Annotated in this window: 14 protein-coding genes and 1 tRNA gene; 6 read left to right on the forward strand and 9 right to left on the reverse strand. The window is 46.1% G+C overall.

Annotated elements, in window-relative coordinates:
• Positions 1 to 55: 55 nt before the first annotated feature.
• Together A3IE_RS0112455 and rpoD are read right to left on the reverse strand one after the other, a co-directional pair.
• A tRNA-Ile gene (locus A3IE_RS0112455) sits at positions 56 to 129 on the reverse strand.
• 14 nt (positions 130 to 143) lie between these two features.
• A complete protein-coding gene (rpoD, locus tag A3IE_RS0112460) occupies positions 144 to 2,036 on the reverse strand; it encodes an RNA polymerase sigma factor RpoD (protein ID WP_020395951.1) in 1,893 nt (630 codons plus the stop codon).
• 363 nt (positions 2,037 to 2,399) lie between these two features.
• Between rpoD and A3IE_RS0112465 the strand changes: the two genes are divergently transcribed.
• The 3 genes from A3IE_RS0112465 to A3IE_RS0112475 all read left to right on the forward strand — a co-directional run bounded on the left by A3IE_RS0112465 (position 2,400) and on the right by A3IE_RS0112475 (position 5,891).
• Positions 2,400 to 3,365, forward strand: coding sequence for a TAXI family TRAP transporter solute-binding subunit (locus A3IE_RS0112465; RefSeq protein ID WP_020395952.1), 966 nt, complete (start codon positions 2,400 to 2,402; stop codon positions 3,363 to 3,365).
• A 71-nt stretch (positions 3,366 to 3,436) separates the two neighbouring features.
• A complete protein-coding gene (locus tag A3IE_RS0112470; RefSeq protein WP_020395953.1) occupies positions 3,437 to 5,497 on the forward strand; it encodes a TRAP transporter permease in 2,061 nt (686 codons plus the stop codon).
• A 13-nt stretch (positions 5,498 to 5,510) separates the two neighbouring features.
• Positions 5,511 to 5,891 (forward strand): DUF1850 domain-containing protein, encoded by a 381-nt coding sequence (locus tag A3IE_RS0112475; RefSeq protein WP_020395954.1) that lies wholly within the window; start codon positions 5,511 to 5,513, stop codon positions 5,889 to 5,891.
• On the opposite strand, the gene dnaG is transcribed toward A3IE_RS0112475, so the two are convergent.
• Positions 5,874 to 7,649 carry a DNA primase gene (dnaG, locus tag A3IE_RS0112480; protein ID WP_020395955.1) on the reverse strand — a complete coding sequence of 592 codons (1,776 nt, stop codon included), beginning with the start codon at positions 7,647 to 7,649 and terminating at the stop codon, positions 5,874 to 5,876. The genes A3IE_RS0112475 and dnaG overlap by 18 nt on opposite strands.
• Before the next feature lie 174 nt (positions 7,650 to 7,823).
• Here dnaG and gltB point away from each other — a divergent pair, with 174 nt between their 5' ends.
• Both gltB and A3IE_RS0112490 read left to right on the forward strand, forming a co-directional pair.
• Positions 7,824 to 12,422: a glutamate synthase large subunit gene (gene gltB, locus A3IE_RS0112485; protein WP_020395956.1), complete on the forward strand. Its 4,599-nt coding sequence runs from the start codon at positions 7,824 to 7,826 to the stop codon at positions 12,420 to 12,422.
• A gap of 17 nt (positions 12,423 to 12,439) precedes the next feature.
• Positions 12,440 to 13,930 carry a glutamate synthase subunit beta gene (locus tag A3IE_RS0112490; protein ID WP_020395957.1) on the forward strand — a complete coding sequence of 497 codons (1,491 nt, stop codon included), beginning with the start codon at positions 12,440 to 12,442 and terminating at the stop codon, positions 13,928 to 13,930.
• A 52-nt stretch (positions 13,931 to 13,982) separates the two neighbouring features.
• Here A3IE_RS0112490 and A3IE_RS0112495 read toward each other — a convergent pair whose 3' ends face one another.
• From A3IE_RS0112495 to A3IE_RS0112520, 5 genes are all read right to left on the reverse strand, one after another.
• Entirely contained in the window at positions 13,983 to 14,792 is an 810-nt protein-coding gene (locus A3IE_RS0112495) for a tyrosine-protein kinase family protein (RefSeq protein WP_157832872.1), read from the reverse strand.
• A 277-nt stretch (positions 14,793 to 15,069) separates the two neighbouring features.
• Positions 15,070 to 16,725, reverse strand: coding sequence for an EAL domain-containing protein (locus tag A3IE_RS0112505; RefSeq protein ID WP_020395960.1), 1,656 nt, complete (start codon positions 16,723 to 16,725; stop codon positions 15,070 to 15,072).
• 132 nt (positions 16,726 to 16,857) lie between these two features.
• A complete protein-coding gene (locus A3IE_RS0112510; protein WP_020395961.1) occupies positions 16,858 to 18,534 on the reverse strand; it encodes a hypothetical protein in 1,677 nt (558 codons plus the stop codon).
• A gap of 111 nt (positions 18,535 to 18,645) precedes the next feature.
• The gene (locus A3IE_RS0112515) at positions 18,646 to 21,117 is read right to left on the reverse strand and encodes an ABC transporter permease (RefSeq protein WP_020395962.1); all 2,472 of its coding nucleotides are present in this window, start codon (positions 21,115 to 21,117) and stop codon (positions 18,646 to 18,648) included.
• On the reverse strand, positions 21,114 to 21,812 hold the full coding sequence (locus A3IE_RS0112520; RefSeq protein ID WP_020395963.1) for an ABC transporter ATP-binding protein: 699 nt from the start codon (positions 21,810 to 21,812) through the stop codon (positions 21,114 to 21,116). The genes A3IE_RS0112515 and A3IE_RS0112520 overlap by 4 nt, the downstream gene beginning before the upstream one ends.
• A gap of 208 nt (positions 21,813 to 22,020) precedes the next feature.
• On the opposite strand from A3IE_RS0112520, the gene A3IE_RS0112525 reads away from it, so the two are divergent.
• Positions 22,021 to 22,731, forward strand: coding sequence for a GntR family transcriptional regulator (locus A3IE_RS0112525; protein ID WP_020395964.1), 711 nt, complete (start codon positions 22,021 to 22,023; stop codon positions 22,729 to 22,731).
• 9 nt (positions 22,732 to 22,740) lie between these two features.
• Here the strand turns inward: A3IE_RS0112525 and A3IE_RS0112530 are convergent, their stop codons facing one another.
• The gene (locus A3IE_RS0112530; protein WP_020395965.1) at positions 22,741 to 23,376 is read right to left on the reverse strand and encodes a carbonic anhydrase; all 636 of its coding nucleotides are present in this window, start codon (positions 23,374 to 23,376) and stop codon (positions 22,741 to 22,743) included.
• Positions 23,377 to 23,382 lie beyond the last annotated feature (6 nt).

Below are 23,382 nucleotides of genomic sequence, written 5' to 3' on the forward strand. Positions count from 1 at the left end.
GGATGCCTGCAAAGGGTTTTAGGATTTTCTGGAACGTCCAGAAATATAATATAAGTGGGCCCGGAGGGACTTGAACCCGCGACCAAGGGATTATGAGTCCCCTGCTCTAACCAACTGAGCTACAGGCCCGAAAACATTAAAGCTTACGATAACGATGGCGAATCATTACCGCCATCTAAGAAGCTGCGAAGCATATCTGAACGGCTTGGATGACGCAACTTGCGCAACGCTTTTGCCTCAATTTGACGAATACGTTCACGCGTAACATCAAACTGCTTGCCCACTTCTTCTAAGGTATGGTCAGTATTCATATCAATGCCAAAACGCATCCGCAATACTTTCGCTTCGCGTGATGTTAGGCTGGCTAACACTTCACGTGTCACTTCCGCCAAACTATTCGTGGTCGCAGATTCCAAAGGCGACAACATATTGTTATCTTCAATAAAATCGCCCAAATGCGAATCTTCATCATCCCCAATTGGCGTTTCCATTGAAATCGGCTCTTTCGCGATTTTCAGGACTTTGCGGATTTTATCTTCCGGCATATCCATCGCTTCTGCCAACTCTTCCGGTGTTGCTTCGCGGCCTTTCTCTTGCAGCAATTTGCGCGAAATACGATTGAGCTTATTAATCGTCTCAATCATATGCACCGGAATACGAATGGTGCGTGCTTGATCAGCAATCGAACGCGTGATCGCCTGACGAATCCACCACGTCGCATACGTCGAAAATTTATAACCGCGACGATATTCGAATTTGTCGACCGCCTTCATCAAGCCAATATTGCCTTCTTGAATCAAATCCAAGAATTGCAAGCCACGATTGGTATATTTCTTAGCTATTGAAATGACCAAACGCAAGTTAGCTTCCACCATTTCTTTCTTAGCGCGGCGTGCTTTTGCTTCACCCACCGACATACTACGATTAATGTCTTTAATTTGGGCAATACTTAAGCGGCACTCATCTTCAATCGCACGCAGTTGCTTTTGGGCGTCGTCGATTTGCGCTTTATATTCCATCAAGCGCGTGCGTTGATTCGGATAGTCTTTGCAATAACGCTCTAACCACCCTGTATCCGTTTCGTTTTGTGGAAAACTATCCACAAACACTTGGCGCGACATACCACCGTTTTGCACGCATAACTTCATAATCGCGCGTTCATGCGCACGAATACGATTCACGATTTCATTGAGCTGGTTGGTCAACTTATCAATGACCGGCTGCGCTAAACGGAATTCCATAAACTTAGCCGCTAAAGCCTCGCGTGCTGAGCTATAAGCACTAGCACTACCGTCACCTGCTTTGCCAACCACTTCGTATAATTCACGCAATTCAGCAAATTTAATCGCGGCTTCTTCCGGATCAGGGCCAGTATCCACTGGATCTTCCGGCACTTCCTCTTCTTCTTCGTCGCCTACCACTAACACTTCAGCGCCTTCAGCCTCGCCTAACTCAGCCTCCAACTCTTCATCACTACGTACCTGAATTTGTAATGGATTCACATCAACCGCATTCGGATCGACAAACCCATTCAAAATATCAGTTAAGCGTAGCGTCTTATTCTCTTCGTCGATGTTGTCATACATATCCAACACGACTTCGGTAGAAGCAGGATATTGCGCCAAGGCACGTAAGATCTCGTTTAAGCCTTCTTCAATCCGAATCGCAATTTGGATTTCGCCTTCACGCGTTAAAAGCTCAACAGTGCCCATTTCACGCATATACATGCGCACAGGGTCAGTGGTTCGACCAAAGTCGCTATCCACATTCGCCAGCGCTGCCGCTGCTTCTTCAGCCGCCTCATCATCAGCCTGAACGGCTTCATCATTTAATAGCAGGGAATCCGCATCGGGTGTATGCTCATAGACAGTAATCCCCATGTCATTAATCATGGCGACAATGTCTTCGATCTGTTCGGGATCGACAATCGTATCGGGTAAGTGATCGTTGACTTCTGCGTAAGTAAGGTACCCCTGTTCCTTACCACGTGCAATCAGCTCTTTAAGACTGGACTGTTGCTGCTCTTGTTGACTCATGTCCCGTATTGACCTCGACAAAATGGACGCGCGATTATATCACAAATTCTGAAAATACAAGCCCTACTTGAAAAAATCACTCTGCGCGCATCCGTTACAGGTGATTGTGTGTATTCAAGTTGTTGTATTAACTCTAAAAACCCCCATGAAGGCTTCGTAGTGGCACATAGCGTTAATGTTCTAGCGTATATGGGGATACGTCAGATTCGTTTCAATACACGTTTGTCAAGTTCTTCTGAGCTTAGCTGTGTTTATTCAAAATAGTATGGTTAGAAAACTGGCTGTTTGATGAATTCGCCTAACAGATTTCCATTATTTTTGTTATGGTAGCCATCAAATCAGTCATCATTAGAGGAGAATGAAATGGCCTATCTACGCAACTTACGTCGCAACTTACTCGCTAGCAGCGTGGCGCTAACCCTAGCCACTGCCAGTGTTACGGCGCAAGCAGAACAATTTATCAATATCCTAACCGGCGGTACTTCAGGCGTTTATTATCCCTTGGGTGTTGCCTTATCCAAAATCTATGGCGAAAACATTAAAGATGTTCGCACCCAAGTCCAAGCCACCAAGGCATCGGTTGAAAACCTGAATCTTTTGCAACAAGGCAAAGGTGAAGTTGCTTTAGCCTTGGGTGATTCCGTTAAAATGGCATGGGAAGGCAATACCGATGCGGGTTTTAAAGGCAAATTAGATAAATTACGCGGGATTGCGGCGATCTATCCCAATTACATTCAAATTGTGGCCTCTAAGGAAGCAGGGATTAATGCACTCAGCGATTTAAAAGGCAAAAGCTTATCGGTAGGTGCAGCCAAATCGGGGACGGAATTAAACGCACGCGCTATTTTTGCAGCGGCTGGTATGAGTTATAGCGATTTGGGTAAAACCGAGTATCTGCCTTTTGCCGAGTCCGTGGAACTCATGAAAAATCGCCAACTCGATTCCACCTTACAGTCAGCCGGTCTCGGCGTTGCTTCGCTAAAAGATTTATCAACTTCCCAAGCCATTACGGTTGTTTCTATCCCCGCTGATATTATCACTAAACTGGGTACGCCTTATATTGCTACGACTATTCCAGCGGGCACTTATCAAGGTCAAGACAAGGATGTGCCCACCGCAGCCGTCATTAACTTCTTAGTGACCCATGCTGATGTACCGGAAGAGACGGTTTATCAAATGACAAAACTGATGTTTGATAATTTGCCTGCCATGGAAGCCGCTCATCAAGCAGCCAAAGATATTAAGCTCGAAAAAGCCTTAGAAGGTATGCCCATTCCTTTACATCCAGGCGCTGAAAAGTTTTTTAAGGAAAAAGGCTTAATAAAATAAGTGATCTACAGATGCCCTTGCATTTCATCGCATCTGCAAGGGCTTTAGCCTTATTTTAAGGGATGTCATTTATGCAAACATCTTCTCCCGTGACCGCAGCAGTACCCCATGATGCACTAGAAGTCAGTTTTCCGAGTAACGCAGCGGGGCGTTGGCTTTTTGGCATTGCCGTAGCCTTCTCAAGCTTTCAATTACTGACCGCTGCCCACCTTATTGATTTTCCTAGCCAAATCGTGCGTGTGGTACACCTCGCCTTTTTACTATTACTCGCCTTTCCTTTACTAGCTGAAACCCGCACTAACTCCCAAACCGTGCGCTATCTAGCATGGGGTTTAGGAATTTTGGCTGTCGGCTTAGCCTTTTATCATTGGTTTGAATACAACGCCTTACTGCAACGTGCAGGTGATCCTTTACCGCGCGATATTGTGGTGGGTGTGCTATCACTGATGCTGGTCTTCCTTGCCGCTTGGTATGCTATGGGCGCTGCTTTGCCCATTATTGCAGGTACATTTTTAGCGTATTGCTTGTTGGGAGAATATCTGCCATCGCCCTTAAATCATCGGGGCTATGATTTCGCCCAAGTTATCGAGCATATGGGTTTTGGTACAGAAGGGATTTATGGTATCCCGATTTTTGTTTCTTCCTCGTATATTTTTCTATTTATCTTATTCGGCTCTTTCCTTGAACGCGCTGGCATGATCCAACTCTTTAACGATGTGTCCATGGGCTTAGTGGGAGGAAAACGTGGCGGTGCCGCTAAAGTTTCGGTTATCTCCTCCGGCCTCATGGGGATGATTTCTGGTTCGGGCGTAGCCAATGTAGTTACCACCGGCCAATTCACCATTCCCTTGATGAAAAAATTTGGTTATCGCGCAGCATTTGCGGGCGGTGTAGAAGCGACTGCCTCCATGGGTGGACAAATCATGCCGCCGGTTATGGGGGCTGTTGCTTTTATTATGGCGGAAACCTTAGGGGTGGAATATCACGAAATTGTAAAGGCTGCACTGACTCCTGCCATTTTATACTTTGCTTCAGCCTTCTGGATGGTCCATCTGGAAGCTGGAAAAAATGGCTTAGTGGGCTTAAATAAATCGGAACTACCGTCGGCATGGCAGGCAATTAGCAGCCAATGGTATTTGCTCTTACCCCTATTAGGTTTGATCTACCTGTTATTTTCTGGCTATACCCCCTTATTTGCCGGCACGGTCGGCCTCGCCCTGACCGTCTTACTGATTCTCGGCGGCTCGGTGGCGCTAGGCTTACCCTCTACGACCATTCGCCTTCTATTCTGGATTGGCTTAGGTTTAATCGCTGGCGCTTCATTTAAATATGGCATTAAGGTCATCTTGGTAGCACTGGTCTTATTAGTAATCTGGAATTTCTTCGTCAAAGGAGGACGCGCCACGCTCAAAGATTGCGTTGACTCACTGGCAGAAGGCGCTAAGACAGCTTTACCAGTGGGTATTGCCTGCGCCATTGTAGGCATTGTTATTGGCACCATGACCCTAACGGGGGCTGCGAATACCTTCGGGCAATTCATTGTTTCAGTAGGCGACACAAGTTTACTGTTATCGCTGATTTTGACCATGCTTACTTGCATTGTGCTCGGCATGGGTATTCCCACTATTCCGAACTACATTATTACCTCCTCGATTGCAGGGCCTGCCCTCTTAGAATTAGGTGTACCTTTAATCGTTAGCCATATGTTTGTCTTTTATTTCGGCATTTTGGCCGACCTAACTCCTCCAGTTGCCCTAGCTTGCTTTGCTGCCGCACCGATTGCCAAGGAAAGTGGCTTAAAAATCTCGCTGGAAGCCATAAAAATCGCAGCAGCAGGTTTCGTCATTCCCTTTATGGCCGTTTATACACCCGCCTTAATGCTACAAAATGCTACGGTGTTAGGCGTGATCTATATTACCTTAAAAGCCATCATAGCCATTGGTTTATGGGGTGCGGCGGTGATTGGCTATATCAATGCTCCTCTTACGGTGTGGGAGCGTTGCTGGGCTATGCTTGCAGCCTTTAGCCTCATTGCAGCCATTCCCTTAACGGACGAAATTGGCTTTGCCCTCAGTGCTGCTTTTGTGGCATGGCTATGGTTCAAATCGCGCCAAGCGAAAGCGGCTCTATGAGCGCGTGTATTTTATGAGTTTGTGTATTGTTAGTGCTGGCAAAACCTTGGTGCTTGCCAGCACATTCTTTAGTTTGTCGTGGACACATTCAGTAGAAAAAATCGAATGGCAAGAGGACTGGCACGTTGAAAATCACAGCTTAAGACTGATCAATGCGCGTGTTAAAGGTTCAGGCGCAGGAATGGAACCAGGGGAAAATGCTCAACTAAAAAATGGCTGGTGGGAATGGCAACCACAGCTTCCCGCCCAAACTGAATTAATACTCGCGGCATCAGGCACAACGCCGTCAGCTTGGAAACTTTGCCCACAACAGCAAGCCTGCTTAGACTTAGCACAGCATCCTAGTGAACCGATTAAACTATGGGTGTGTGATCCGTCACTTATAACTCAATAAAGATAATAAATCCTGCTTTTCCTGCTCACTTAAACCCTGCAATTGCTCTTTATGCAGTAAATCATCGATCGCTTTTTGACGCGCTTGTTTGGCGATTTGGCGTAAACAATCTTGAAATTCGCGCTGCAAAATACCCTGCTCTGCTTGCACGGGCTGCCATGCCATTAATTTCATTAAAGCGGCTTCATAACGTGTGCCACGAAAACGCTCCAGTAAACCCGCACTATGGATTTGGGGGTTTTCCTCAATCGTTTCAACGACTTTCAGCAATAAATCCACCCCACGAATATCCCACTCCACTAAGCGTTCAGGATTTTCAATCCATAGCGTCAAGGTGGGATCGTGCAGCAACAAAGCAATCGCATAACGTACCGGCGTTTTTTTAACTTCATGGCTGGTAGCTTTAGGCGCACTCTTGGCCTTATCATCTTTATCCTTAAAAAACTTATTCTTTTTCTGCTTGCTCGCCTCGTCCTCAACCAAAACCCGAAACATGCCCTGATTCTGCGCCACCAGTAAAGTTTTCAATTTGCTAGCGGGCATTAAAGCCAATAAACGATCAGCCTCTTGGTTAAAACGCACATTCTCTTCAGCCGTAGTAAGCGCAGACTCTGGCGATAAACTTAAGTTTTCCTTTAAACCCAAGGTAAAAAACTTGGTCAAAGGTAGTGCTGCTTTAATGCTCGCTTCAAAAGCCTCCGTTCCGACTTTTCGGACTTGGGTATCTGGATCTTCGCCGGTAGGTAAAAATAAAAAACGGACTTCGCGCCCATCATTCAAATGCGGCAATAAGGTTTCTAAAGCCTTCCACGCAGCATTCCTGCCCGCTTTATCGCCATCAAAACAAAACACAATTTCTGGCACTAAACGGAATAAGATTTTAATGTGATCGCTGGTCGTGGCTGTACCCAAGGTCGCTACAGCATAGGTGATGCCAAATTGCGCTAAGGCAATCACATCCATATACCCCTCAACCACAATGAGACGTTCTAGATTGCGTGTATATTGGCGTGCTTCGTATAGGCCATACAGTTCTGAGCCTTTGTGAAATAACTCCGTTTCGGGTGAATTCAGGTATTTTGGCTTGCCATCCCCCAACACTCGCCCCCCAAAACCAATCACTTGGCCTTTTCGATTCCGAATGGGAAACATTAAACGGCCACGAAAACGGTCATAGACTTGAGCTGCTTCGTTACGGACTTGTAGACCACTTGCCAATAATTTTGCTTGGCCGAAAGTTTGACCAAATTGCACACCTAAGGCATTAAACTGGTCTGGAGCAAAACCCACTTGGTATTGCGCGACGACCTCAGGATTCAGACCCCGCTGTTGGATATAGTGTTGAGCATGAGGCGCTTTAGTCAGTTGTTCTACAAAAAATTGACGCGCTTGGCTCATTAAGCTGAATAAATCATCTTGATGGCGTTTTACTTTGGCGGGCATAGATTTTGCATCTTGCTCTCGAGGTACTTCAAGGCTCAATGCAGCAGCCAACGCCTCAATAGCTTCTGCATATTCCATATGCTCATAGTCCATTAGAAAACTAATGGCTGTACCATGCGCACCACAACCAAAACAATGATAGAATTGTTTAGTTGGGCTGACCGTAAAGGATGGGGACTTTTCGTTATGAAATGGACAGCAGGCAGTATACTCACGCCCTGCCTTTTTCAAAGGCACGCGTGCTTGGATGACCTCGACAATGTCAATGCGAGTCATCAACTGATCAATAAAGTCTTTAGGAATACGTCCTGCCATGCTGTGCTGCAAAAATTTTTACTTAAAAGGAACAATTTTATTAGAATACCCAAACATTTGCTTGGAGTTGCCCGCCGCTAACCAAAGTTGTGTCACGCTATCACACTTTTAACCGGCCATTTCTCCTATTTGTTTTTTGCATGATCGCAACCAATTCGTTGCCTGAAGGATCCGATGAAACACACTGACCTTACTCCTCCAGCACAGGGCTTGTATGACCCTGCTTTTGAACATGATGCCTGTGGTATGGGTTTTGTGGCCCATTTAAAAGGTGTCAAGTCCGCCCAAATCGTTCAGCAAGCCTTAACGGTACTGAATCATATGGAGCACCGAGGAGCTCAAGGTGCGGAAGTGAATACCGGCGATGGCGCGGGTATTATGATTCAAGTACCCCATCGCTTTCTGAAAAAAGAGTGTAGCAAAATCGGCATTACTCTACCTGAACCAGGGGATTATGCGGTTGGCTTCGCTTATTTATCGCAAGATGATGCGGTGCGTGCCGATGCGGTAGCCCTATTTGAGCGCAATATTAAAGCTGAAGGCCAACAATTATTGGGCTGGCGTGATGTCCCCACTAATCCAAAATCCTTAGGCAAGGGTGCTTTGAAAACTATGCCGGTGATGCGCATGGTCTTTATTCAGCGCTCCGATGACGTAAAACCCGGCCTTGATTTTGAACGTAAGCTTTATGTCATTCGTAAACGTACAGCGACTGATGTGCTCTATCGCAAAGATAATCCGGGTTATATGTACTTAGCCAGTTTATCAACGCGCACTTTGATCTACAAAGGCATGTTGACTACGGAACAAGTGCAAGAATTTTATCCTGACTTAAGCGATCCTGATATGGAGTCTGCGATTGCTTTAATTCACTCACGTTTCTCTACCAATACCTTCCCCAGCTGGGAGCGCGCTCACCCGAATCGCTATATGATTCATAATGGTGAAATTAATACCATGCGCGGCAACCAAAACTGGATGAATGCACGCGAAGCAATGATCAAAACGCCGGTATTCGGTACAGATCCCAAAAACTTATTTCCGATTGTACGTCCAGATGGTAGCGACTCCGCGCGCATGGATAACACCTTGGAATTCTTATATTTATCCGGTTATTCCCTGCCCCACGCCATGATGATGATGGTTCCAGAACCTTGGGCAAAACACGAGAATATGGATCCAGCAAAACGTGCCTTCTATGAATATCATAGTTGTTTAATGGAACCTTGGGATGGCCCTGCGGCGTTAGGTTTTACGGATGGCACCTTGGTGGGTGCAACGCTCGATCGTAATGGTTTACGTCCTTCGCGTTATTATCTAACCAATGATGACATGATCATTTTGGCTTCAGAAGTAGGGGTGTTAGATAGCTTACCAGACGAAAAAGTCATTTCTAAGCAACGCTTACAACCGGGGCGGATGTTAGTCGTTGATACTGCACAAGGCCGGATTATTTCTGACGAAGAAATTAAGCAACAAATCGCTACTGCCAAGCCCTATCAAGACTGGTTAGATCAGTATTTGGTGCGTTTAGAGGATTTGCCTGAAGCCCCTGAAGTGCCCGTGCCAGACCATGACACCTTAATTCAGCGTCAGAAAGCCTTTGGTTATACCTACGAAGATATTCGTAAAATTATTGTACCAATGGCTCAAGATGGCATTGATCCTTTAGGTGCGATGGGCATTGATTCACCCATTGCGGTTCTGTCAGACAAACCACAACCTTTATTCAATTATTTCAAACAATTGTTTGCACAGGTCACTAATCCACCTTTAGATGCGATTCGCGAAGAAATAGTCACTTCCGCGCTCACTACCTTAGGTTCAGAAGGCGATATTACCCAGCCCAATGCTGAAAGTTGCCGCCAAATTTTGCTCGAAACACCGATCTTGGATAATAGTGAGCTAGCAAAATTACAAAATGTGAAGCGACAAGGTTTTAAATGTGTCACCTTGCCTATTCTCTTTAAAGCGTCTGAAGAAAAAGGTAGTTTGGAACAGGCTTTAGATGACTTATTTGCCGCCGCAGATGCTGCTATTGATGGTGGCGCCAATCTCATCGTTTTATCGGATCGTGGTGTCGATAAAGAATATGCACCTATTCCCTCTTTATTAGCGGTTGCTGGCTTACATCACCATTTAATTCGCGATGGTAAACGCACGCGGGTGGCCTTAATTCTGGAATCGGGCGAACCGCGCGAAGTACACCATTTTTCTACGCTGCTCGGTTATGGTGCACAAGCCATTAATCCTTATACCGCGTTTGAATCGATTGATGACTTGATTCGTGAAGGCTTAATGACAGGTACCGACCATGAAACGGCGGTTTATAAGTACATCAAAGCCGTAACCAAGGGCGTGATAAAAGTCATGTCGAAGATCGGTATCTCAACGGTTCAATCGTATCGTGGGGCGCAAATTTTCGAAGCCTTGGGTATCCACCCTAAAGTGGTTGATCGCTATTTTACTGCTACTGCTTCACGTATCGGCGGGATCGATTTAGATCTGATCGCCAAAGAAACCTTGATGCGCCATAGCCGTGCATACGCGCACCATGACAGTGAAATGCGTACCTTGCCTTCCGGCGGTGCTTTCCAATGGCGTAGCGGTGAAGAAGCCCATCAATACAATCCGCAAACGATTTATATGCTGCAAAAATCCGTGCGCACCAATGATTACGCACTATTCAAGCAATACACTTCTTTGCTGATTGATGATCCCGAAGTAAAATTCAATCTGCGTAACTTATTAGATTTCCATTACGCCGAACAGCCCGTGCCGCTCGAAGAAGTAGAATCGGTGGAAAGCATTTTCAAACGCTTCAAAAGTGGTGCAATGTCTTTAGGCTCTATTAGCCCTGAAGCGCACGAAGCTTTAGCTATAGCAATGAATCGCATTGGCGGCAAATCAAACTCAGGTGAGGGCGGCGAAGATCCAGCGCGTTATATTCCTGAGGCTAATGGTGACTCCCGTTGTAGCGCAATTAAACAAGTGGCTTCGGGTCGTTTTGGTGTAAATAGCCATTACTTAACCAATGCGCAAGAACTGCAAATTAAATTGGCGCAAGGTGCAAAGCCCGGTGAAGGCGGTCAATTGCCGGGGAAAAAAGTTTACCCTTATATTGCCAAAACTCGCGGTACAACGCCCGGTGTTGGATTGATTTCGCCCCCACCGCATCATGATATTTATTCGATTGAAGACTTATCCCAACTGATTTATGACTTGAAAAATGCTAACCGTCACGCACGCATTAACGTCAAATTAGTTTCTGGTGCAGGCGTTGGAACAATAGCAGCAGGTGTCGCAAAAGGTAAGGCTGATGTTGTATTAGTCTCTGGCTATGATGGTGGTACTGGTGCATCACCCAAGACCAGTGTGCAACATGCTGGCTTGCCTTGGGAATTGGGTTTGGCCGAAACCCACCAAACTTTACTGCTCAACAATCTGCGTAGCCGTGTGCGCGTTGAAACTGACGGTAAATTAATGACGGGTCGTGATGTTGCCGTCGCCGCCTTATTGGGTGCGGAGGAATACGGCTTTGCAACTATGCCATTGGTAGCCTTGGGTTGTGTGATGATGCGCGTATGCCATTTGGACACCTGCCCAGTAGGCATTGCAACGCAAAACCCTGAGTTACGCAAAAAATATACGGGTGATCCCCAATATGTGGTGAATTTATTGACCTTTATTGCGCAAGAATTGCGGGAATATATGGCGAAGCTTGGCTTCCATACCATTGATGAAATGGTGGGGCGTGTGGATAAGCTTTATGCCAAAAAGGTAGATCACTGGAAATTCAGTTCGATTGATATGAGCAATATTCTCTATCAACCTGAACTGGAAGAAAATGACGGTGTGCGCTGTTGTCGTTCACAAAATCACAATATCGACGAATCCTTGGATATGCGTGAGATTTTACCGGCCTGCTTACCCGCGATAGAAGCAGGTACGCCTGTTCAAGCTTCCTTCCGCATTAAAAATATTGACCGTGTTGCAGGTACAATTACCGGCCACGAAATTACCAAGAAATATCAAGCGGCTGGCTTGCCACCCGATACGATTCGCTTGAAATTTACCGGTTCAGCCGGTCAAAGTTTTGGCGCCTTCATTCCCAAAGGCATGACCATGGAACTGGAAGGCGACTCCAACGATTATATCGGCAAAGGCTTATCTGGCGGAAAAATCATCGTTTATCCTCCCCGCCAAGCCCAATATATTGCCGAGCAAAATATCGTCATTGGTAACGTTGCTTTCTTTGGTGCAAGTCAAGGCGAGGCTTATATTCGCGGCATTGCAGGCGAGCGTTTTTGTGTGCGTAACTCGGGTGTCCATGTGGTCGTAGAAGGAACCGGCGATCATGGCTGTGAATACATGACCGGCGGCTGTGTCGTGGTCTTAGGTGATGTGGGACGTAACTTTGCGGCAGGGATGTCGGGGGGTGTTGCGTATGTTTATGACCCGAAAGGTATTCTAGCGTTGAGTGGTAATACCGAAATGGTTTCCTATGGTGCATTACAAGAAGCTGACGATATTGCTACCGTGAAAAGCATGATCGAGAAGCATGTCTTGCATACAGAAAGTCCCCGTGGCAGCCAAATCCTGCAAGATTGGTCAAATCAGGTGCAGCATTTTGTGCGCGTGATGCCACATGACTATAAGCGGATGCTCGACACCGTGAGGAAGTTTGAAGCGCAAGGTATGAAAGGCGAAGAAGCATTAATGGCGGCCTTCCAAGCGAACAATGCAGACGAAACACGCGCTAGCGGCAACTAATACAGGAAGATTATAACATGGGTAAACCAACCGGATTTATCGAATACCAGCGTCAGTTGCCAGCAGACCGATCACCTGCCGAGCGCATTAAAGACTGGGACGAATTCCACTTACATTTTCATACGGAAGCCGAAAGCCAACGGCAAGGCGCACGCTGCATGGAATGCGGCATTCCTTTCTGTCAAACCGGTAAAATCTTGCCCGGTGGTGCCAGTGGCTGCCCCGTGAATAATCTCATTCCTGAATGGAATGATATGATTTATCGTGGTTTATGGCGTGAAGCTTATGAGCGCTTGCGCATGACCAATAACTTCCCTGAGTTTACCGGTCGGGTCTGTCCGGCTCCTTGTGAAGGCTCTTGCACACTGGGACTTCATGAACCACCCGTCACCATTAAGCTTAATGAAGTCACGGTTATTGACAAAGCTTATGAGGAAGGTTGGGTTAAAGCTACCCCACCCGCCGAACGCACCGGTAAAAAAGTTGCGGTTGTGGGCTCTGGCCCCTCTGGCTTAGCTTGCGCAGACCAGCTCAATAAAGTGGGGCATCATGTTACGGTCTTTGAGCGTGCTGACCGTGTTGGTGGCTTATTGATGTATGGTATTCCGAATATGAAACTCGACAAGCAACAAGTCGTTGAGCGCCGTATTCAAGTCATGAAAGACGAAGGCGTACTATTCGTGACTGGTGTAGAAATCGGTAAAACGCTCTCTACTGAACAATTACGTAAGGAATTCGATGCAGTCGTACTATGCGCGGGTGCGACCCAAGGGCGTGATTTGCCTGTTGCTGGCCGTGACTTAAAAGGTATTCACCTAGCTATGGAATTCCTCACCGCGAATACCAAAAGCTTATTAGATTCCAAATTGTCTGACGGTAACTATATCTCTGCTAAAGATAAACATGTCATCGTGATTGGCGGCGGCGATACAGGCACCGATTGCGTCGGCACCTCCATGCGTCATGGCTGTAAAACTGTCACTCAACTAGAAATCATGCCGCGCTTACCGGATCAACGTGCGCCAACGAATCCTTGGCCTGAATGGCCGATGGTTTTCAAAATGGACTATGGTCAAGAAGAAGCGGCTGCCATCTTCGGGTCTGACCCACGCGATTACTTGGTTTCAACCAAAAAATTTGTCGGCGATGAAAACGGTCAGGTAAAAGAAATTCATACCATAGGTGTACGCTGGGAAAAAATAGCGGATGGCCGTATGAATTTGGTTGAAATAGAAGGTAGCGAACGCGTATTAGCCGCTGACTTAGTGCTATTGGCGATGGGCTTTACGGGCCCTGAGAAAACCCTTATTGACGATCTTAAACTGGATATCGATCCACGCGGTAATGTAAAAGCAGATTACGGTCGTTATACCACCAATCTGAATGGTGTTTTTGCAGCTGGCGATATGCGTCGTGGTCAAAGTTTAGTAGTTTGGGCTATTAATGAAGGCCGCCAAGCCGCACGGGAATGTGATCGCTTCCTCATGGGGACAACCACACTTCCTTAAGAGCTTGTCCTGAGTTGTGCTTAAGCTTTTTGCTTAAGCACAACCTTCAACATCAACGTTTTAATTTGGGCAAATTCGCGTGCCGACGTAACAGATTTAAACCACCACCACGCGCATTCACCCGCTTTAAAGCTTCACGTTGTTGTTGTTCAAAATAATCTTCTAACGCGCCCTGTTTAGCATCCATTTTAAGTACGCCCACAATATTCGGGGTGACTCGCTCTAACTGATCCACGGCTGCCGCTAGATTTTTGTGCTGCCATAGTTTCACACTACTCACCAGCAAAGTGGCATTGGCTAGTGAAGCCAATACTAAGGCCTCTGCGCCCTCACTGACCGACGGCGAGTCCAGAATCGTTACATCGAAATGTTGTCTCGCTGATTCAAGTAACTGGCGCATTACACGTCCGCTAAACAATTGCAAGGCATCGCGTGCAGGATCACCGGCACTCATAACATATAAACCATGGGTTTCTGTACTATAGCGTTGAGTTACCTTTGCTAATTGGCAAGCCCCTACCAAATAATGCGTCAACCCCCATTGATTAGGTAAATTAAACAAATAGTGAATTCTAGGACGACTGGCATTGGCATCGATTAACAGCACCTTCGCGCCTAGCTTTGCATAACTATTCGCCAAATTGGCAGCAACTGTTGAACAACCTTCCCCCGTTTTCGAACCAGTAACTAGCAGCACCTGTGGTTTGCCACCTTGCTGAAAGATAGGGAGACGCTTGGCCACTGTCAGGTATTGATCAGCCAAAGCGTTCTGTATCGTAAAAGAGTTAGCCGCTGGCGTGGTCTTCGCTAGAAGATCTACACTAGGAATCTCACCGGCAAGTGGTAGTTCTAACTTATACAAAAATTCATCCAAAGAAAATTTTTCAATAAGCGCTGTTTTCAAGGAAAACACAAAGCCAACGAGCAACACGCTGCACAAAAAACCTAAAACTAGGTAAATAAGGTATTCCGATAGCACCATGTTGTGTGCGCTTCATTTAGCTGCGTTAATTAAGCCCTGTTGCAGCGGCAGTTATGTGCTGAAAATCTCAACTAATCGTTATTTTTATACATCTCAAAAACATAAACAAAATTTATGGATTACGCGTTGATGTTTCAAGGATGAAAGGTAAAATGGCTTAAGCAGCCTGCCGAAAACGATCTAAAACACCACCTGCCAAATAATGCAATGGGCTTTGGCAAAGCCAATTCATCGAGGCTATATCAGCTAAGTCTTCGGCCACAACTTTCAGGCCAAGGCTATTTAATTGCGTTAAAAGGGTTTGTAAGGTGGTATCCCTGACATTAGTCTTGGCCCAAGCCGCAACTTGTGCACTATCCAAAGCTAAACGGACAAAGCTCACTCCAAGTTTTTTGGCTCGCTCTAAACTGGGCTGACTGATTGCCGGTGTTGCCTCCAAAGCGAGTTGAGAGCCTACTTTCTTGAGCAATGGCAAAATACGTATGGCAGTACCTTCGTATTTTAAAAAAGCATCAAGACGTACTGATAAAATCAAGCGCATGGCCAACAAGGGTTGTTGTTGTAAATGACGCAAATATTCAGCTGCATGATTAGGTTCAGCCAAGAACCACTCGCCTAACTCAACCCAGACCAGAATATTTGCATCATTCCCCGCTTTCGCTGGCAGCATCGCACGCGCCATTGCCTGACGTAGCGTCCAATTATCCAAACGCCGCCGATTATTTTCCCGCTCGGCATATTGTTTAAGCTGAGCATAGGCTACTTTCTTACCGGTTCCCGTTTGTAAATAAGGCTCAGCCAATAATAAAGCGGGCTCGCCTGCTCTAACCGTTAGGGTCTCACGGAAACGCCCGTGCAGACTTAAACCCTTTTTATCCGCTTGACTAGGTGGAGCTAAGACGGGCTTGACTGGAGCAGGTGCAACTGGCGCGCTAGGCTGTGTAGGTAGTATAGGCTTACTCACCGCTGCAACTTTAGGACTCGCATTAAGTGTTGCCGGCGTTTGCCACGGATCAGAATCTGGTCGTACCAAACGGGTTTTTAAGTCTAATTGATGGTCTAGTGGGTGAATATAAACTTGTACCGCACGTTGATGCCGAAACACCGCTGGAATAAAACGTACTTCAGCACGAAAGGGCTCGCCGGACTTTTGATAAAGTGTCAGTAAGACTTTATTGGAGGGTTGAATACTTTGCTCAGCACTTTTCAATAACGATTGAAAAATACCCAACTCACCCTGCTGTACTAAAGCAGCAAAGGGCTGGTGCAAGAGTTCAGTTTCATGCTCAGCACCAAATAAAGTCAAATAAGGTACATTCAAATGTACATGTTTACCTTGGACTAAAAAGGCAACTGGCTCACGCGATTGATCGACTAGCCACTGACAACGCAACTCAGAAAGCCGTAAAAGCTGTTTACTATGGCGAAAACTACGTTTTAGATTGGCATAATTTAATAAATAATCTAACTGCTGATCAGCTAAGCTTTCATTGGTCAGAGCAACGGTACATACCTCCACTTCGAGCAGGCGTTTTTCTAGTGGCTCCCAATGAGTTGTCGAAGTTTTTACTAAAATAGTGTCAGGGGAACGCTGCTGAATCAGGCTCAATAATTGATGTTCTTGTTCATCAGGCAAAGCACGATTCCAAAGCAATAAGGCAGGCAACTCATTAAGTTTTTTGGCGAGTTCGTTGATATGCTGGACTTGACGTAGACTTAATCGAGGCGCAGCGCGGCGTAGTGAACTTTCTAGTACACGGCTAGTCGGTTCACGAGGTTGTACAAGAATGCAAGATACGGGGTGCTGGCTCATGCTCCTGAAGATACCAAGTTCTGGTAGCTTCAGAAGCATAAAGGCCGTTTTTCCCGATTACCGTCATTAGACTTTTGACAGGCTGATTTTGGCGGTTAAAGGGTTAAAAACTATTCTGCAAATTAATTAATCTTATAAAGTTCCCCACAAACTCTCGAAACCTTCCGATTCTTTACCATGCTTTTCATTAATTTTTTTGAAGCGAAAATGAGCAAAAGAACCCAAGCATTCATCCAATACCGCTAAAGACACACGCTCTTGACGCCCTTGTAGTTTTAGCGTCAGGTCATCACCCGATTGCAATACATAAGATGGTAAAATAATCACGGGGTCAGGTCGCAAGCCTTCCACACTCGGCAGCATCAATCCTTGTAACGGTAAACGCTGTGGAATTTTACGGTTATTTACCGCTTGAACTTCAAGTTCCATCAACTTACTGGATAGCACCTCAACACCACAAAATAATCCTTTTTTATTAATATTTTCCATCCATTTAATGACACCCACCATCCAAGGATTATCCTCAGAAGACATATCCCGCAAGCCCACTAATTCACCGACCCGCGCACTAGAGGGTTCTTTGTGCGGCCAGAACAACCCATAGCCGCCCACACTACTATTAATCATGTCCCAAATATAAATCCCACGTTCCAAATCAATACCACCATTACTTTTAGTGGTGGTTGGACTGCTTTGAACGAGATAACTTACTTCACCATAGGTCATGGTATTGAATAAGAGATCCTCTTCACGACGCTCATCAGGGCTATTGGTTCTAAACTGTTTGGATAATGCTTCTAGCACGCCATTTAGACCCATGACCACCGCTAATTTTTCTTGCTTTGGAAAACGATTAGAGCTGCGATTACGCACGGTCGTTAAATTAAATACCATGCGCTTAATTAGATTGCGGCTCAGGCCATTTTTCATGGCTAAACCGGCTAATTGATCTTGCGCCAACTCCTGAATCATCTCATCCAATTGTAGAATGAGCTTGCGCATATTAAATACACGTACCGTGGGCGAATGCGGTAAATCACGGAACGGCATAATCACGGCTGGCTCGTCATTATTCAGCAAGGCTGAATGCACAATATCACCAATCCGCTCATCTACTAACGGCTCTTGAGAAATACGAATCAAAGGTGTCACGGTTTCGACATAGCGCGCAATACGCACAATTTCTTCTTGGCGCAAACTATACGGTTTAAATAAAGCGAGTAAGTTAATTTGAATATAACGCGCCTCAATACTCTTTGCGGTCTCGCGTCCACCATCAAACTTTTTCATGTCCAAACCGCGCTCACTGGCGAGTAAGTACATGTGATGAATATCATGCCAAATCGTCTCGCCTGTACGCGCATAAACCGAATAGGAACTTAGTAAATACTGGCCTAAATAATCGACCACACGATAAATAGCGGTTTGCAAATCTCGCTTACCGCCTTCATCGCGGGTGAGCATATCCAAAGCGGCTAATTGGTATAATCCGGCAAACTCTAATAATAAAGCTTGGCTCAGATCAAAAATGCGCTGGCTACGCTCAGGCAGCGGAAACGAACGCTGATTAAGATGGCGTTGTAGATTAGAAAGTAATACATCGAATTTCGGCATTAGTTTTTCGCCAATGCGAATCCTTGCACCAGAAGGTAAAGCACGGCGATTTAAGTCTACTAAGCCGTGAAAAATACGTTTAGTGCTCTCGCCAAAGTCGGTTACTGACAGCGAGTCAATCCATTCCTTAGCCTTATTTTCAGACAAAGGAATGGTATAGGGGGATACTTCTTGGGAGACTGCTGTGATTTCCATCGCGAAAAAATCCTGTTTGTGGCTTATTGTTATATTTAACCCGAGGATAGCAAAAACAGGATGTTGGTACGAATTCTGCCGACCAGTTGCGTTAGATTACCGTTTATCGGATTAGCTCTTTAATAATACCGCTGGCGGAACCCCTAACAGTCCACGTAAATTGCCATAGGCCGCACTCGCTACCAATAAAGCCCCTATGAAAAACCCAGCCAACACTAGCCATAGATTCAGATTCCACTCCAATTCAAACAAGTAACTGCCCACTACATTACTGGTTAAGACAGTAAACAGTCCCGCCAAACTACCGGCAATCGCTCCTAGCAGGACAAATTCCGTAATAATACGTTTGCGTAAGACCAGCCGCCCCGCGCCTAACGACTTCAAGACTGCAATCTCACGCCGCCGTTCGGCTTTTTGTGATTGCAAAGCAGCCAATAAAACCAAAATGCCCGTGACTAAGGTGAAGCTAAAAATACCTTGTACGGAAAAACTCACTTGCTCAATTAAATTGCGCACTTGTTTGGCAATCGCACTGGTATCAATTGCCGTAATCGAAGGATAGCGACGAATTAATTCAGGAATCGCTTTAGCTTGGGCAGCGGGTACATATACGCTGGTAATAAAAGTACGTGGTTTATCGTCTAAGGCGTGGGGAGCTGCGGTGACAAAGAAATTCGGTTGCATACTATCCCAGCTTACTGAGCGTACACTGGTAATTTTTTCGGTGAAGCGCTGGCCTGCAATATCAAACGTAAGGGTATCACCCAAACCAAACCCTAAGTCCTTGCCAATCTCCTGCTCAATCGAAAAGCCGGAGCGTGATTGAGCATCAAACCATTTGCCTTCCAGAATTTTATTACTACTCGGCAATACAGCAAAAGAAGAAAGATTAAATTCACGTCTCGCCAAACGTTGCGCACGCTCAGCGCCTAATTGATCGGGATCCAGCGGTTTACCGTTTATTTCCACCAAACGCCCGCGAATCATCGGAAACAACTCGCCTTTGAGTTGATTTTGCTTGAAAAATTCTTGTACAGCCTCCACTTCCTGCGGCTGAATATTAATCATAAAATAATTGGGTGCATCGGCGGGCAAAGAGGCTTGCCAACGCCCCACTAAATCAGTCCGCAATGCAGTGAGCAAAAGTAAAGCAAATAAGCCCATGGCAAATACCACAACCAATAAACTTGAACGACGCGCCTGACGCAGTACACTTAAGCCATTAAAACGCGGTTTGGCGCTCAGCTTGATCAAGCTAGTTAAGATCAAGCGAGTGCTAAGCCAAAAAATCAGAATCGCTGCTAATAGGCCGAGCAATAACCAAACCGCTAAGACTAATTCACCCGCCTGTAACCACAGTAATAGAAAAATAGCTGGCAAGATGCTTAAGGCCATCAAACCCGCTACAGGATTATTCATAGGGACATCGCCTTGCAAGATACGCACAGGCGCTTGGCTAACCAGATTTAATAAATACGGGATTGCAAAGCCTGCTACCATAATTGTTGCGGTCAAAATGGCTGTTAATGCCGGTGCTAACGTGGGTGCAGGCAATTCCAAATTAATGATATTCGCAAGCCAATTCGCTAAGAAAAATTGCAGGCCAAATCCCAGTACTGCTCCTAAGCAACCCGCCAAGAGCGCTAGTGCCAAAACATTCAATAAGTAATCCCACAAAATACGCTTACGTGGTAAACCGATCGCCTTTAAGACTGCCACGGCGCGTGTTTCATGCTTGATTAAGCTAGCGGCTGCTAAAGCAATAGCAGCGCCTGCCAATACCACACTCAATAAAGCCGCCAAACCTAAGAAGCGTCCTGCTCGTTCCAAGGCTTGTCTTACAGGTCGTGCCCCATCCTCCAAGGAACGAATGCGTTCAGTGGGTTGCAGACGATTAGCTATGCTAGTGCGAAATTGACGAATGGCACTCGGACTTCCTGCAAATAACAAGCTATATTCCGCGCGGCTGGCTGGAGATAATAGTTGTGTACTGTCTAAATCTTCCAATGGCATTAAGACATTGGCAGCAAGCTGAAATGGATTAGCCGCTTCGGCAGGATCTTTAATTAAGACATAATTTAAGCGAAAGCTTTTTTCGCCTATTTGCACGTCGGTATTTGGCTGAATTTGTAGCTCATTCAATAAACGGGCTTCAGCCCAGACTTCACCGGAGTTTAAGCGATTAGCCTCCAGTGTTTCTCCCGTGACGCCGAGTGTATTACTTAATTCAATTGCCCCTTGGAGCGGATAATTGGCGGAAATAGCCTTAATTTGCGCCAATTGCAGGCGTTCGCCCACCATCACCATACTATTCAATTTCACTGTGCGTGCTACCTTAATCCCGAGCGTCTCTGCCTGCGCTACATATTCTTCAGACAAAGGACGAGCGGAATTGAGTACTAAATCACCGCCTAGCAATTGGCTTGCTTGGCGCTGCATCGCTTGATCAACACGATTGGTAAAAAACCCCACTGAAGCAACTGCCATGGCAGAAACCAGTAAAGCGAGGAAAAGCAAACGCATTTCTGGTAAACGCCAACGGCGCTGCCATTGCGTTAGAGCCACTTGCCAAAAGGAACTCATGGACTCACTCTCCCCGTTTGCAACTTACCCTCCACCAGCTTGTACCAATGCTGGCATTGAGCCGCTAAACTTTCGTCATGTGTAACCAAGACCAAAGTCGTTTGGTAATCACGCTGCAAACGAAATAATAATTCAGCAACCTCATGACCAGTAGCACGATCTAAATTACCGGTAGGCTCATCCGCAAACAGCAGTTGTGGCTTCGTCACAAAAGCCCGAGCCAAAGCGACTCGCTGTTGTTCACCACCGGATAACTTACTGACCCATTGTTCAGCACGTGCTGCTAAACCCACTTGATTTAAAGCATCCAGCGCCATGCTACGAGCCTTGGCGGTGGCATTACCAAGCTCCAGTGGCAACATGACATTTTCAGCCGCCGTTAAATAATCGAGCAGATGGAAAGACTGAAACACAAAGCCCACTTTGCCTAAACGTACTGCCGCGCGTTGATCCTCATCTAAGCTTTCAATGCTATCTCCAAATAGCTCGATTTTCCCTGCTGATGGGATATCCAAACCCGCTAATAAAGCCAATAAAGTACTTTTGCCTGAGCCTGAGCTGCCGGTAATTGCGACCGAATCACCGGCTTGAATGGTGAGATTAACATCGTCCAGTATGACCAATTCGCTACCGGCTTGAGCGCCGGTGGCTGGAACGATTTTTCTTAAATTTTGTACAGCAATAACAGCAGCCATGATCCTAGCACAGTAGTTGACAGAGCAAAGACTATACTCTGCTTGGCAACACTCACCTAGTTGCGCTGAACAAATGCAGGGTTTTTCGAAGCTACTATCCTGCCAAACAAGCATACGATGTCAACAATATTGCACTGCACATTTAAAATATCATGGCTTAGCGCTAAGATTGTCAACATAACATGAATTATAGTTTAGAGGCAGCACCATGATAGCTATTCAAGCCTTACCCCCTTATGAGCCGGTAACGATTGCAGATCGTTTATTTTTAGATTTACGCCGTGCTATTTTGGAGGGAGAGCTATCCGCTGGCAAAAAAATTAGTGAACCCGAATTAGCCCAACAATATGGGGTCAGTCGGGGTTCATTACGTGAAGCCATTAGCAAACTAGAAAATTGTAATTTGGTCACACGCAAACCCAATATTGGTGCGCGCATTATTAGCTTTTCCATTGAGCAATTGATGGAGATTTATCAAATTCGTGAGGCAATGGAGGGGATGGCCGCGCGTTTAGCCGCCCACCAGATGAGTGATGCGGAATTGCAGCATTTACGTGGTTTGTTAGCATGGCATAAAAATGCGATGGCTCACCCCGAAAAGCACGTCAGCACCGAATATAAACAAGATGCTGATTTAGATTTTCATTTTACGATTATTCGCGGTAGCAAAAACGCACGTCTTATTACTATGCTTTGCCAAGATTTATACGATTTGGTGCGCTTTTATCGGTTTCGCTTAAATCCGATTTTCTCCGAAACGGCGATGCAAGAGCATGAATTAATTGTTCAAGCCATGGAGCGCCGTGATGGGGAAATGGCGGAATTACTGATGCGCCATCATGTCCGAGCGTCGCGCGACCGTGCACGCAAACGCTTGGAAATGATGAGTGCGGAAGAGCTAGGACAAGCGGCGCATTAACGCCTAAACTTACAGGGGTGGCATATCAAAAAATTCCACCACCCCCGTTTCTAAAGAATATTCCGCACCAACTACTAGCAATTGACGGCTAGCAATCAAGCTTTCCAGAATTTCTGAGCCGTGGCGCGCATGGGTGGTAGCCATGCGAATATTAGCTCGAACGGCATGGCGCATTAAAGCTTCGTGATCATCCCGCAAAGGCGTTTCCATGAGGGTTGCGACGGCTGGAGCGATACGCTCTACTATGGAGCGCTGATGCGAGGAAGGGCTTTGCGCATGATTACGTAGTTCATTGATTGTCGCATTCACTGCACCACATTGGGTATGCCCCATTATAACGACTAAGCGCGTGCCATATTGCGTAGCAGCAAATTCAATACTGCCAATCTGAGAGGGAGCAACAATATTCCCTGCTACCCGAATCACAAATAAAGCCCCTAAGCCTTGGTCAAAAATCAATTCCGCCGGCACCCGTGAATCGGAGCAGCCCATAATAATCGCAAAGGGATTCTGTCCCGCTAATAATGCCATGCGACGATGATGGCCTGTTTCGGTAGTATTATTACTTAAATCAGCAACAAAGCGTTGATTTCCTTCGCGTAGACGCGCTAAAGCTTCTTCGGCACTTAAATTGGCGACAGACATAAACAC

The sequence above is a fragment of the Thiolinea disciformis DSM 14473 genome (assembly GCF_000371925.1).
Lineage (GTDB): Bacteria > Pseudomonadota > Gammaproteobacteria > Thiotrichales > Thiotrichaceae > Thiolinea > Thiolinea disciformis.